Here is a 13,494-nt window from a genome sequence, read left to right as displayed (position 1 = left end):
ACTTGAAGGATGAAGGGGATATAAGAGAAACGATTATGCCATTAATAATAATTGCGGCAGGCGTCGCGCTGCTCCTGGTCCTGATGATTGGCTTTAAAGTTAACGGCTTTATTGCCCTGGTCCTGGTGGCGGCGGTCGTCGGTTTTGCCGAAGGGATGGACGCCCAGGCCGTTTTACACTCTATACAAAATGGGATCGGCGGGACGCTCGGCGGGCTGGCGATGATCCTCGGGTTCGGCGCCATGCTCGGCAAGCTGATTTCCGATACCGGCGCGGCTCAGCGCATCGCCACCACGCTGATTGGCACGTTCGGTAAAAAACGCGTGCAGTGGGCGCTGGTGATCACCGGTCTGGTGGTCGGTCTGGCGATGTTCTTCGAAGTCGGCTTTGTTCTGCTGCTACCGCTGGTGTTTACGGTGGTGGCCTCTTCCGGCCTGCCGCTGCTGTATGTTGGCGTGCCGATGGTCGCAGCATTGTCCGTGACCCACTGTTTTCTGCCGCCGCATCCGGGGCCTACCGCGATTGCCACCATTTTCGAGGCTAATCTCGGCACCACCCTGCTGTACGGCTTTATTATTACTATCCCGACGGTGATTGTCGCCGGGCCGCTATTTTCTAAGCTGCTGACCCGCTTTGAAAAAGCGCCGCCGGAGGGGTTATTCAACCCGCATCTGTTCACCGAAGAAGAGATGCCGTCGTTCTGGAACAGTATCTTTGCGGCAGTTATCCCGGTCATACTGATGGCTATCGCCGCAGTGTGCGAAATTACGCTGCCGAAAACCAACAGCGTGCGGGTGTTCTTTGAGTTTATCGGTAACCCTGCGGTCGCGTTGTTTATCGCTATCGTGCTCGCCATTTTTACCCTTGGTCGACGTAACGGACGGACGATCGAGCAAATTATGGATATCATTGGCGACTCTATCGGCGCGATCGCGATGATTGTGTTCATCATCGCCGTGGGCGGCGCGTTTAAGCAGGTTCTGGTCGACAGCGGCGTGGGGCAATATATCTCGCACCTGATGACCGGCACGTCGCTCTCTCCGCTGCTGATGTGCTGGACGGTCGCCGCGTTGCTGCGCATCGCGCTCGGTTCAGCCACCGTGGCAGCGATCACTACCGCAGGCGTGGTACTGCCGATTATTAACGTCACCCACGCCGACCCGGCGCTGATGGTACTGGCTACCGGCGCGGGTAGCGTGATTGCCTCCCACGTTAACGATCCGGGATTTTGGCTGTTTAAAGGCTATTTTAATCTCAGCGTGGGGGAAACGTTGCGCACCTGGACGGTGATGGAAACGCTGATTTCTATTATGGGGCTGCTGGGTGTTCTGGCGCTGAACGCCATCCTGCATTAAGACGGTCATCACCGGGGAGCACAGGTCAGCGCTCCCCGGTACTGGAGAGAAAATGAGGAACCACAGAATTTCTTTGCAAGACATCGCCACGCTGGCGGGCGTGACCAAAATGACGGTGAGCCGCTACATTCGCTCGCCGAAAAAGGTCGCAAAGGAAACCGGTGAACGCATTGCGCAGATTATGGAGGAGATTAATTACATCCCTAACCGCGCCCCCGCGATGCTGTTGAATGCACAAAGCTATACGCTCGGCGTGCTGATCCCCTCGTTTCAAAACCAGCTGTTCGCTGACATTCTGGCCGGTATTGAGTCGGTCACCTCGGACCATAACTATCAGACGCTGATCGCTAACTACAACTACGACCGGGAATCCGAGGAAGAGTCGGTGATCAACCTGCTGTCGTATAATATCGACGGCATTATCCTGTCCGAAAAATATCACACTCTACGCACGGTTAAATTTCTGCGCTCTGCCAACATTCCGGTGGTGGAACTAATGGACATTCAGGGCGATCGTCTGGACATGGAAGTAGGGTTCGATAACCGTCAGGCGGCGTTTGATATGGTCAGCACCATGCTGGATAAACGCCAGCGCCGCAAAATCCTCTACCTTGGTTCGAAGGACGACGTCCGCGATGAACAGCGCTATCGCGGCTATTGCGATGCCATGACGCGTCGGGGTCTGGTGCCGCTACGCGTCAATCCGCGCTCTATTTCGTCCATTCATCTCGGCACCCAGATGATGCGTGACGCGCTCACCGCGCATCCGGATTTAGACGGGGTCTTTTGCACCAACGACGATATAGCGATGGGCGCGCTGCTGCTGTGCCGCGAGCGCGAACTGGCCGTTCCGGAGCAGATCTCAATTGCTGGTTTTCACGGGCTGGAAATGGGCCGGCAGATGATCCCCAGCCTCGCCAGCGTGATCACCCCACGTTTCGACATTGGTCGTATGGCGGCGCAGATGTTGCTGAGCAAAATCAAGAACAACGACCATAATCACAACACTGTGGATTTGGGGTATCAGATTTACCACGGCAATACGCTTTAAGTCATTTTCTCTCGCCATCGCATACTCTCTTTGATGGACATTGCCTATACTCCAGGCAGGATAAATGGAGGAAATCTCAATGAGCGCACCCCTGCTAATTGCCCGCACGCCGGACACCGAACTGTTTTTACTGCCAGGTATGGCCAACCGTCACGGACTGATTACCGGCGCGACCGGGACCGGTAAAACCGTCACGCTACAGAAGCTGGCCGAATCGCTGTCCGAGATTGGCGTGCCGGTATTTATGGCCGATGTGAAAGGTGACCTAACCGGCGTAGCCGAGGAAGGACAAGCCTCTGAAAAGCTGCTCGCCCGCCTGAAAAACATCGGCATTACCGACTGGCAACCGCATGCTAATCCGGTCACGGTGTGGGATATCTTCGGCGAAAAAGGCCATCCTGTGCGGGCCACGGTCTCTGATCTCGGTCCGCTGCTGCTGGCGCGTCTGCTAAACCTCAACGACGTGCAATCTGGCGTACTGGATATTATCTTCCGCATTGCCGATGACCAGGGTCTGTTGCTGCTGGATTTCAAAGATCTGCGGGCCATCACCCAGTACATCGGCGACAACGCTAAATCGTTCCAGAACCAGTACGGCAACATCAGCAGCGCCTCGGTCGGCGCTATCCAGCGCGGACTTTTGTCGTTGGAACAGCAAGGGGCGGCGCACTTCTTTGGCGAGCCGATGCTGGATATCAAAGACTGGATGCGTACCGACGCCAGCGGTAAAGGGATGATTAATATCCTCAGCGCCGAGAAGCTCTACCAGATGCCCAAACTATACGCCGCCAGCCTGCTGTGGATGCTCTCCGAACTGTACGAACAACTGCCGGAAGCGGGCGATCTGGAAAAACCGAAGCTGGTATTTTTCTTCGACGAAGCCCACCTGCTGTTCAACGACGCCCCGCAGGTATTGCTGGATAAAATCGAACAGGTGATCCGCCTGATCCGCTCGAAAGGGGTCGGCGTGTGGTTCGTTTCGCAAAACCCGTCCGATATTCCGGACAACGTGCTCGGGCAGTTGGGGAACCGCGTGCAGCACGCCCTGCGCGCCTTTACGCCGAAAGATCAGAAAGCGGTGAAAACAGCAGCGCAAACCATGCGCGCCAATCCGGCGTTTGATACCGAGAAAGCCATTCAGGAGCTGGGCACCGGCGAGGCGCTGATCTCGTTTCTCGATGCCAAAGGTAGCCCGTCGGTGGTTGAGCGAGCGATGGTCATTGCGCCGTGTTCACGGATGGGGCCGGTGACGGACGATGAGCGCAACGGGCTGATTAATCACTCCTCGCTGTACGGCAAATATGAGGAAGAGATCGACCGAGAGTCCGCCTACGAACGTTTGCAGCAAGGCGTGCAGGCCAGCACCGAGCAGCAAAATACGCCCCCCGCCAACGGTAAATCGATTGATGTGGACGGCGGTATTCTCGGTGGGTTGAAGGATATTCTGTTTGGCAGCACCGGACCACGCGGCGGCAAGCGCGATGGCGTGGTACAGAGCGTGGCGAAAAGCGCGGCGCGACAGGTCACCAATCAGATAATCCGCGGCATGTTGGGGAGTTTGATGGGCGGAAGAAAACGTTAGTCCCCGTGTTACGTTGCCGGATGGCGGCGTAAACGCCTTATCCGACCTTCAGGCCCTGAGTAGACCTGATAAGCCCAGCGCCATCAGGCACTGCCTGTTACGTTGCCGGATGGCGGCGTAAACGCCTTATCCGACCTACAGGCCCTGAGTAGGCCTGATAAACCCAGCGCCATCAGGCACTGCGTGGTACTGTGCCGGATGACGGCGTAAACGCCTTATCCGACCTACAGGCCCTGGTTAGGCCTGAAAAGCCCAGCACCATCAGGCACTGCGTGGTACGTTGCCGGATGGCGGCGTAAACGCCTTATCCGACCTACGGGTCCTGGGTAGGCCTGATAAGCCCAGCGCCATCAGGCACTGCGTGGTACTGTGCCGGATAGCGGCGTAAACGCCTTATCCGACCTACGGATCCTGGGTAGGTCTGATAAGCCCAGCGCCATCAGGCACTGCGTGGTACGTTGCCGGATGGCGGCGTAAACGCCTTATCCGGCCTACAGGCCCTGAGTAGGCCTGATAAGCCCAGCGCCATCAGGCACTGCGTGGTACTGTGCCGGATAGCGGCGTAAACGCCTTATCCGACCTACGGGTCCTGGGTAGGCCTGATAAGCGCAGCGCCATCAGGCACTGCCTGATGGCGACCAGTGATTACGACTTACGCAGCATCAGCCATAGGCTAATCAGGAAGAAACTGGCACTTGGCAGCAGCGCACCGATAATCGGCGGAATGCCGTACACCAGCGTCAGCGGGCCAAAGATTTGGTCCAGCACATAGAACACAAAGCCAAAGCTAATCCCTGTCACCACGCGCACGCCCATCGGGACGCTACGCAGCGGACCAAAGATAAACGACAGCGCCATCAGCATCATGACCGCCACAGACAGCGGCTGGAAGACTTTGCTCCACATATTGAGCTGGTAGCGTCCGGCATCCTGGCCACTCGACTTCAGGTACTTCACGTAGTTATGCAGACCGCTAATCGACAGCGCGTCAGGATCCAACGCCACGACGCCGAGCTTGTCGGGCGTAAGGTTGGTTTTCCAGGTACCGCTCACCGTTTGCGAGCCGGTGATTTGCTTCGGATTGGTCAGGTTGGATTCATCCACCTGCGCCAGACGCCAGACCTTCTGCTCCGGGTCAAACGTCGCGCTTGCAGCATAGCGAACAGACTGCAGACGGCGTTTGTCGTTGAAGGAGTAGATGCTAATCCCGCCTAACTCGGCGTCACCTTTCACCCGCTCGATGTAGACAAAGCTGTCGCCATCTTTCGCCCATAACCCCTGCTGCGTTGAGAGCAACGAGCCGCCGTACATCTGCTGCGCACGGTAGTTACGCGCCATCTGTTCGCCCTGCGGTGCCACCCATTCACCGATGGCCATCGTCAGCAGCACCAGCGGAATCGCGGTTTTCATCACCGACAACGCCACCTGCATACGGGTAAAGCCGGAAGCCTGCATCACCACCAGTTCGCTGCGCTGGGCCAGCATGCCCAGACCCAGCAAAGCACCCAGCAGCGCCGCCATCGGGAAGAAGATCTGGATATCTTTCGGCGCGCTGAGCAGGGTATACAGCCCGGCGCCCATCGCATCGTAGCTCCCCTGCCCGGCTTTTTTCAGCTGGTCGACAAACTTGATGATCCCGGAGAGCGACACCAGCATGAACAACGTCATCATGATGGTGGTGAAAATGGTTTTACCGATATAGCGGTCAAGTACACCAAAAGGCTGCATTATACCGCTCCTTTACGCATAAAACGGGCACGCAAGCGGCGCATCGGCACCGTATCCCAGAGGTTAAGCACAATCGCCAGCGCCAGATACGCCAGGTTAACCGTCCACATCCAGAACACCGGATCCAGCTTACCTTTGCCACCGTTCGACTTCAGCGACGTCTGCACCAGGAAGAACAGCAAATAGAGCAGCATTGCTGGCAGCATGGACAGTACGCGACCCTGACGCGGGTTCACCACGCTCAACGGTACGACCATCAGCGCCATCATAAATACGGTGAAGACTAACGTGATACGCCAGGTCAGCTCCGCGCGGGCGCGATCGTTGTCGGTCGTCCACAGCGTACGCATATTCATCTGGTCAGTATCGTTTGGATCCAGCGCCACGGCCTGGTGACCGATAATCGCCTGGTAATCCTGGAAGTCGGTAATGCGGAAATCGCGCAGCAGCGCGGTTCCTTCAAAGCGCGTCCCCTGGTTCAGCGTCACGACCTGGGAGCCATCGCGCATCTGGGTAAGATGTCCAGAATCCGCTACCACCACCGAAGGACGGGCGTTACCTTTCGGGCGGATTTGCGCGAGAAACACATCTTTGAAGTTACTGCCGTCAACGCTTTCAATAAACAGTACCGAACTGCCGTTCGTCGCCTGCTGGAATTGCCCCTGAGCAAGCGCCGCCATTCCGGGGTTCGCTTTCGCCTCCGCCAGGACTTCGTCCTGATGTCTGGAGGACCACGGTCCGGCCCACATCACGTTGACCGCGGCAATAATACTGGTGAACAGCGCCAGCACCATCGCCGCTTTCACCAGCACAGCCTTGCTCAGCCCGCAGGCGTGCATGACCGTAATTTCACTTTCGGTATACAGTTTGCCCAGCGTCATCAGCAGCCCGAGGAACAGGCTTAAGGGCAAGATAAGTTGCGCCATTTCTGGCACGCCCAGCCCCAGCAGCGAGAGCACCAGATTTGCCGGGATATCACCGTCAACAGCCGCACCAAGGATCCTGACTAACTTTTGACAAAAGAAGATCAAAAGCAGAATGAATAGGATCGCCAGTTGGCTTTTGAGCGTTTCCCGAACCAGATATCTTATGATTATCACTTTAAATACGCCCGTAAAAACCCGTCTTTTGCCGGAATTTAGCTTGTTTCATGGCTTAAACGTCATTTATTCTCTTGAGTCGTCGAAATCGTCGCTAAGATCATTATACTCAACGGATCCACCTCTCAGAAATTGTTCTGACGTGCCAATGCCGTAATAACGTTAAGATTAACACGAAGTCACCGCAACAGCGGGTATGAGTTACGAAAGCTTGCAATTCTATCCGTAGCCACCGCCGTTGTCTTTAAGATTCAGGAGCGTAGTGCATGGAGTTCAGTGTAAAAAGCGGTAGCCCGGAGAAACAGCGGAGTGCGTGCATCGTCGTGGGAGTCTTTGAACCACGCCGCCTCTCTCCGATTGCAGAGCAGCTCGACAAGATCAGCGACGGGTACATCAGCGCACTGCTGCGTCGTGGCGAACTGGAAGGCAAACCGGGTCAAACCCTGTTGCTGCACCATGTTCCTAACGTTCTTTCTGAGCGAATTCTCCTCATTGGGTGTGGCAAAGAGCGCGAACTTGATGAGCGCCAGTACAAGCAAGTCATTCAGAAAACCATCAATACGCTGAATGATACTGGCTCAATGGAAGCCGTCTGCTTCCTGACTGAGCTGCACGTAAAAGGGCGCAATAACTACTGGAAAGTGCGCCAGGCTGTTGAAACGGCACAGGAAACGCTGTACAGCTTTGATCAACTGAAGACTAACAAAAGCGAGCCGCGTCGCCCGCTGCGTAAAATGGTCTTCAACGTGCCAACTCGCCGTGAACTGACCAGCGGTGAGCGTGCTATCCAGCACGGTCTGGCGATCGCCGCCGGCATTAAAGCGGCAAAAGATCTTGGCAACATGCCGCCGAACATCTGTAACGCCGCTTATCTGGCCTCTCAGGCGCGTCAGTTGGCAGACAGCTACAGCAAAAATGTTGTGACCCGGGTGATCGGTGAGCAGCAGATGAAAGAACTGGGCATGCACTCTTATCTGGCCGTCGGTCACGGTTCGCAAAACGAGTCGCTGATGTCGGTCATTGAGTACAAAGGCAATCCGTCCGAAGACGCGCGTCCGATTGTGCTGGTCGGTAAAGGGTTAACCTTTGACTCCGGCGGTATCTCCATCAAACCAGCCGAAGGCATGGATGAGATGAAGTACGACATGTGCGGCGCGGCAGCAGTATACGGCGTGATGCGTATGGTGGCTGAGCTTCAGTTGCCCATCAACGTCGTCGGCGTGCTTGCGGGCTGTGAAAACATGCCGGGTGGCCGCGCATATCGCCCGGGCGACGTGCTGACCACCATGTCTGGGCAGACCGTTGAAGTGCTCAATACCGACGCTGAAGGCCGCCTGGTGCTGTGCGACGTGTTAACCTACGTCGAGCGCTTTGAACCGGAAGCGGTGATTGACGTCGCGACCCTGACCGGCGCGTGCGTGATTGCGCTGGGCCATCACATCACCGGCCTGATGTCGAACCACAACCCGCTGGCGCATGAGCTGATCGGTGCGTCCGAGCAGGCTGGCGACCGCGCGTGGCGTTTGCCGCTGGGTGATGAATACCAGGAGCAGTTAGAGTCCAACTTTGCAGATATGGCGAACATCGGCGGACGTCCTGGCGGGGCTATTACTGCGGGCTGCTTCCTGTCACGCTTTACCCGTAAGTACAACTGGGCACACCTGGACATCGCCGGTACCGCATGGCGTTCGGGTAAAGCCAAAGGCGCAACCGGTCGTCCGGTCGCGTTGCTGTCGCAGTTCCTGCTCAATCGTGCAGGTTTTAACGGCGAAGAGTAAGTTTGAGATTGCCCCGTAGGCCGGATAAGCGCAGCGCCATCCGGCAAAACGCCTGATGGCGGCGCTATTGCGCCTTATCAGGCCTACGGTGTGCATCATGGCAACGCATTTAAATCCACCACAAGAAGCCCCATATTATGAGAAACGCAACGTTCTATATTCTGGACAATGACAACACCGTCGATGGCTTAAGCGCCGTCGAGCAACTGGTGTGTGAAATTGCCGCAGAACGTTGGCGGGCTGGCAAGCGCGTGCTGATCGCCTGCGAAAACGAAAAGCAGGCTCTTCGACTGGATGAAGCCCTGTGGGCAAGACCGGCAGAAAGCTTTGTTCCGCATAATCTGGCGGGCGAAGGCCCCAGAGGCGGCGCGCCGGTAGAAATTGCCTGGCCGGAGAAACGTAACAGCAGCCCGCGCGACCTGCTGATCAGTTTGCGCGTTGGCTTTGCAGATTTTGCCACCGCTTTCACAGAAGTGATAGACTTCGTTCCTTACGAAGATTCTTTGAAACAATCGGCACGCGATCGCTACAAAGCTTACCGCGTGGCTGGTTTTAACCTGAATACGGCAACCTGGAAATAATGGAAAAGACATACAACCCACAAGATATCGAACAGCCGCTTTACGAGCACTGGGAAAAGCAGGGCTATTTCAAACCTAACGGCGATGAAAGCAAAGAGTCCTTCTGCATCATGATCCCGCCGCCGAACGTCACCGGCAGTTTGCATATGGGTCATGCTTTCCAGCAAACCATCATGGATACCATGATTCGCTACCAGCGCATGCAGGGCAAAAACACCCTGTGGCAGGCCGGTACCGACCACGCGGGTATCGCCACCCAGATGGTGGTTGAGCGTAAGATTGCCGCTGAAGAAGGTAAAACCCGTCACGACTACGGTCGCGATGCCTTCATCGACAAAATCTGGCAGTGGAAAGCAGAATCCGGCGGCACCATTACCCGTCAGATGCGCCGTCTCGGCAACTCGGTTGACTGGGAGCGCGAGCGCTTCACCATGGACGAAGGTCTTTCCAATGCCGTGAAAGAAGTCTTCGTTCGCCTGTACAAAGAAGATCTGATTTACCGTGGCAAGCGCCTGGTAAACTGGGACCCGAAACTGCGCACCGCCATCTCTGACCTGGAAGTGGAAAACCGCGAGTCGAAAGGCTCGATGTGGCACATCCGCTATCCGCTGGCCGACGGCGCGAAAACCGCAGACGGTAAAGATTACCTGGTCGTCGCCACCACCCGTCCGGAAACTATTCTGGGCGATACCGGCGTGGCCGTGAACCCGGAAGATCCGCGTTATAAAGATCTGATCGGCAAGTTCGTTATTCTGCCGCTGGTTGACCGCCGTATTCCGATCGTGGGCGATGAACATGCCGATATGGAAAAAGGCACCGGCTGCGTGAAGATCACGCCTGCGCACGACTTTAACGACTACGAAGTCGGGAAACGTCACGGCCTGCCAATGATCAACATTCTGACCTTTGATGGCGACATCCGCGAAACCGCGGAAGTTTATGACACCAAGGGCGAAGAATCCGACGTTTACTCCAATGCTATCCCGGCTGAATTCCAGAAGCTGGAACGTTTTGCCGCGCGTAAAGCCATCGTGGCTGCCATCGATGCGATGGGCCTACTGGAAGAGATCAAACCTCACGATCTGACCGTTCCTTACGGCGACCGTGGCGGCGTGGTTATCGAGCCAATGCTGACCGACCAGTGGTACGTCCGTGCCGACGTGCTGGCGAAACCGGCGGTTGAAGCGGTTGAGAATGGCGACATTCAGTTCGTGCCGAAGCAGTACGAAAACATGTACTTCTCCTGGATGCGTGATATTCAGGACTGGTGTATCTCTCGTCAGCTGTGGTGGGGTCATCGCATCCCGGCATGGTATGACAACGACGGCAACGTCTATGTCGGCCGTACCGAAGACGAAGTGCGTCAGGAAAACAACCTCAGCGCCGACGTCCAGCTTCGTCAGGACGAAGACGTTCTGGATACCTGGTTCTCCTCCGCGCTGTGGACCTTCTCTACCCTTGGCTGGCCGGAAAACACCGACGCGCTGCGTCAGTTCCACCCAACCAGCGTGATGGTTTCCGGCTTCGACATCATCTTCTTCTGGATTGCCCGCATGATCATGATGACCATGCACTTCATCAAAGATGAAAACGGCAAGCCGCAGGTTCCGTTCAAGACCGTCTACATGACCGGTCTGATTCGTGACGACGAAGGCCAGAAGATGTCCAAGTCCAAAGGTAACGTAATCGACCCGCTGGATATGGTCGACGGTATCTCCCTGGCAGACCTGCTGGAGAAACGTACCGGCAACATGATGCAGCCGCAGCTGGCTGAGAAAATTGCTAAACGTACCGAGAAACAGTTCCCGGACGGCATCGAGCCGCACGGCACCGACGCCCTGCGTTTCACCCTGGCGGCGCTGGCCTCTACCGGCCGCGACATCAACTGGGATATGAAGCGTCTGGAAGGTTACCGTAACTTCTGTAACAAGCTGTGGAACGCCAGCCGCTTCGTGCTGATGAACACTGAAGATCAGGATTGCGGCTTCAACGGCGGCGAAATGACCCTGTCTCTGGCAGACCGCTGGATCCTGGCTGAATTCAACCAGACCGTTAAAGCGTACCGCGAAGCGCTGGATAACTTCCGCTTCGATATCGCTGCGGGCATCCTGTACGAGTTCACCTGGAACCAGTTCTGTGACTGGTATCTGGAGCTGACCAAGCCGGTGATGACCGGGGGTTCCGAGTCTGAACTGCGCGGCACCCGCAATACGCTGGTTACCGTGCTGGAAGGTCTGCTGCGCCTGGCGCACCCGATTATTCCGTTCATCACCGAAACCATCTGGCAGCGCGTGAAAATCATTTGCGGCAACACCGCAGATACCATCATGCTGCAGCCGTTCCCGGAATATAACGCCGCACAGGTTGATGAAGCCGCGCTTGCTGATACCGAATGGCTGAAACAGGCGATCGTTGCCGTACGTAACATCCGTGCGGAAATGAACATCGCGCCTGGCAAACCGCTGGAGCTGCTGCTGCGCGGTTGCAGCAAAGATGCGGAGCGTCGTGTGAACGACAACCGCAGCTTCCTGCTGAACCTGGCACGTCTGGAAAGCATTACCGTGCTGCCAGCCGATGACAAAGGTCCGGTTTCCGTGACCAAAATCATCGACGGCGCCGAACTGCTGATCCCAATGGCGGGCCTCATCAACAAAGAAGATGAGCTGGCGCGTCTGGCAAAAGAAGTGACGAAAATCGAAGGCGAGATTGCCCGTATCGAAGGCAAGCTCTCCAACGAAGGTTTCGTTGCTCGTGCGCCAGAAGCGGTCATTGCGAAAGAGCGTGAGAAGCTGGACGGTTACGCAGAAGCCAAAGCGAAGCTGATTGAACAGCAGGCGGTCATCGCCGCGCTGTAAAGCTGTTTGCCGGATGGCGCTACGTTTATCCGGCACACAGGCACCGTCATTGTAGGTCGGATAAGCGTAGCGCATCCGACACCGCAGACGATAAAAGCCGGAGCGTGCTCCGGCTTTTATGTATCAGATGAACGGAATGTAGGCCATCACTCCACGTGAAAGCCACATCGCCGGGCCAGTTTCCAACGTATTATCGTCGTTGGTCAGTTCCAGCGAATCCAAATCACCCTGTACATGGGAATTACTGGCCAGCCAGCTGACAAGCCACATTTTCATCCATGGATAAGCCAACCCAAGCGTTATACCCGAAATAAACATCACCAGCACAAAACGCCAGACCAGGCCATGCGCCGTGACTGAAGAATGAAAACGAATTTTACCTTCAGCCAGTATCAGGTTATTCATAAACAGATTGCGTAGCGTGACATATAAATAACTTACGGTAACAATAATCCCGACGAAATAGAGAAAGTAGCAAGCCATTATTCTGCTATAATTTTCCACGATAAACGCGTCATCAGCCACGCCTAACACGGCCAGCATCACCATTTGCAGAAAAATAGGGGCAATCAGCCAGGCTATCACGACTACAAATGGCAGCAGTACCAGCACGGCTTTAATACAACCTACGATGCACGCTTTCATATTAACGCCAATGGCAAAACGGTGAATACCAAAACTCCCGCCATTACCAATTAACTGCATCCATTTTGCATAGGTAATACCATAAGTGATACCCATACCGACAATGCCCACCAGCGCAATAAACACTATTCTGATCAGCATTCCCGTGCTGCCATCCAGCGATTCTGTGGCCAGGCTCAGAAGATAAACCACACCCCAGTTAACCAGAGAAAGTACCACTGGCACTACTAGCATATAAAGCCAGGCCTGTAATTTTGAGCAGGAAAAGCCAAAGCTGACACCGTTAAGCGATGTCATCGCCGCCTGATATTGCAGGCTTTTTATGGCCATTAATGGAAGAGCTGCTACCAGTAAGCCAATCAAAGTAAATCCAATGAGATGACTGCCGTGCACGATAAAATTCACGCTGACGCTATAAATTACCATGATCAACAGGAAGCTTACAAAGATCGCGCCACCTGTCGCCTTATAGGTAAAAGCCTGACCATTAAGAGTCATATTCTCATAAATATATCGGCGACATTTCACTATCGCCCACGGCATATAAATACCCAGGGTAATACAACTCAACAAAACATTGACAAGACAAAGAACAAAATACTGCCACCCTTTACCGGTAAAAATAAACGTGTGGCGTTGATTTTCCTGACCACCAACAAACTCATTCATGAATGATATCCCTAACATGCTTTCCATTAATATAGAAAATAAAAACCAATATTCAATTACTGGTTCGGTTACAATACTATCTTTAATTATCTAATGTATTTTATTTTTTTCTGATTCAGTAACGTCTTGCACCCGGCAGAAGAGAGTGGT

The 13,494-nt window shown here is 55.0% G+C and carries 10 protein-coding genes; 6 read left to right on the top strand and 4 right to left on the bottom strand.

Features of this window, described 5'->3' with window-relative positions:
- Positions 1-35: 35 nt before the first annotated feature.
- The 3 genes from idnT (at position 36) to E1B03_RS03950 (ending at position 3,988) form a co-directional block, all read left to right on the top strand.
- The gene (gene idnT / locus E1B03_RS03960) at positions 36-1,355 is read left to right on the top strand and encodes a gnt-II system L-idonate transporter (protein ID WP_133085703.1); all 1,320 of its coding nucleotides are present in this window, start codon (positions 36-38) and stop codon (positions 1,353-1,355) included.
- A 52-nt stretch (positions 1,356-1,407) separates the two neighbouring features.
- Positions 1,408-2,406, top strand: a complete 999-nt coding sequence (idnR, locus tag E1B03_RS03955; RefSeq protein ID WP_103768578.1) for a DNA-binding transcriptional regulator IdnR — start codon at positions 1,408-1,410, stop codon at positions 2,404-2,406.
- 79 nt (positions 2,407-2,485) lie between these two features.
- Positions 2,486-3,988, top strand: a complete 1,503-nt coding sequence (locus E1B03_RS03950; RefSeq protein WP_133085702.1) for a helicase HerA-like C-terminal domain-containing protein — start codon at positions 2,486-2,488, stop codon at positions 3,986-3,988.
- A gap of 645 nt (positions 3,989-4,633) precedes the next feature.
- On the opposite strand, the gene lptG is transcribed toward E1B03_RS03950, so the two are convergent.
- The 3 genes from lptG to E1B03_RS26330 all read right to left on the bottom strand — a co-directional run bounded on the left by lptG (position 4,634) and on the right by E1B03_RS26330 (position 6,929).
- Positions 4,634-5,716, bottom strand: coding sequence for an LPS export ABC transporter permease LptG (gene lptG, locus E1B03_RS03945; RefSeq protein ID WP_103768579.1), 1,083 nt, complete (start codon positions 5,714-5,716; stop codon positions 4,634-4,636).
- Complete coding sequence (gene lptF / locus E1B03_RS03940) at positions 5,716-6,816, bottom strand: LPS export ABC transporter permease LptF (RefSeq protein WP_103768580.1); 1,101 nt, start codon at positions 6,814-6,816, stop codon at positions 5,716-5,718. The genes lptG and lptF overlap by 1 nt, the downstream gene beginning before the upstream one ends.
- Before the next feature lie 62 nt (positions 6,817-6,878).
- Complete coding sequence (locus tag E1B03_RS26330; RefSeq protein ID WP_212723231.1) at positions 6,879-6,929, bottom strand: hypothetical protein; 51 nt, start codon at positions 6,927-6,929, stop codon at positions 6,879-6,881.
- A gap of 153 nt (positions 6,930-7,082) precedes the next feature.
- On the opposite strand from E1B03_RS26330, the gene pepA reads away from it, so the two are divergent.
- The 3 genes from pepA to E1B03_RS03920 all read left to right on the top strand — a co-directional run bounded on the left by pepA (position 7,083) and on the right by E1B03_RS03920 (position 12,030).
- Positions 7,083-8,594 (top strand): leucyl aminopeptidase, encoded by a 1,512-nt coding sequence (pepA, locus tag E1B03_RS03930; protein ID WP_003025870.1) that lies wholly within the window; start codon positions 7,083-7,085, stop codon positions 8,592-8,594.
- 137 nt (positions 8,595-8,731) lie between these two features.
- Positions 8,732-9,175, top strand: a complete 444-nt coding sequence (gene holC, locus E1B03_RS03925; RefSeq protein WP_003830256.1) for a DNA polymerase III subunit chi — start codon at positions 8,732-8,734, stop codon at positions 9,173-9,175.
- Positions 9,175-12,030, top strand: a complete 2,856-nt coding sequence (locus E1B03_RS03920; RefSeq protein ID WP_133085701.1) for a valine--tRNA ligase — start codon at positions 9,175-9,177, stop codon at positions 12,028-12,030. Before holC ends, E1B03_RS03920 begins: the two co-directional genes overlap by 1 nt.
- A 123-nt stretch (positions 12,031-12,153) precedes the next feature.
- Here E1B03_RS03920 and E1B03_RS03915 read toward each other — a convergent pair whose 3' ends face one another.
- Positions 12,154-13,344: a YjgN family protein gene (locus E1B03_RS03915; protein WP_103768583.1), complete on the bottom strand. Its 1,191-nt coding sequence runs from the start codon at positions 13,342-13,344 to the stop codon at positions 12,154-12,156.
- Positions 13,345-13,494 lie beyond the last annotated feature (150 nt).

Source organism: Citrobacter arsenatis (assembly GCF_004353845.1).
Lineage (GTDB): Bacteria > Pseudomonadota > Gammaproteobacteria > Enterobacterales > Enterobacteriaceae > Citrobacter > Citrobacter arsenatis.
The sequence above is the reverse complement of the archived record's forward strand: the minus strand, read 5'-3'. Positions and strand labels throughout refer to the sequence as shown.

Coding starts and splice junctions, on each gene's coding strand:
- idnT (WP_133085703.1), top strand. CDS start 36: ATGCCATTAATAATAATTGCGGCAGGCGTCGCGCTGCTCCTGGTCCTG.
- idnR (WP_103768578.1), top strand. CDS start 1,408: ATGAGGAACCACAGAATTTCTTTGCAAGACATCGCCACGCTGGCGGGC.
- E1B03_RS03950 (WP_133085702.1), top strand. CDS start 2,486: ATGAGCGCACCCCTGCTAATTGCCCGCACGCCGGACACCGAACTGTTT.
- lptG (WP_103768579.1), bottom strand. CDS start 5,716: ATGCAGCCTTTTGGTGTACTTGACCGCTATATCGGTAAAACCATTTTC.
- pepA (WP_003025870.1), top strand. CDS start 7,083: ATGGAGTTCAGTGTAAAAAGCGGTAGCCCGGAGAAACAGCGGAGTGCG.
- holC (WP_003830256.1), top strand. CDS start 8,732: ATGAGAAACGCAACGTTCTATATTCTGGACAATGACAACACCGTCGAT.
- E1B03_RS03920 (WP_133085701.1), top strand. CDS start 9,175: ATGGAAAAGACATACAACCCACAAGATATCGAACAGCCGCTTTACGAG.
- E1B03_RS03915 (WP_103768583.1), bottom strand. CDS start 13,344: ATGAATGAGTTTGTTGGTGGTCAGGAAAATCAACGCCACACGTTTATT.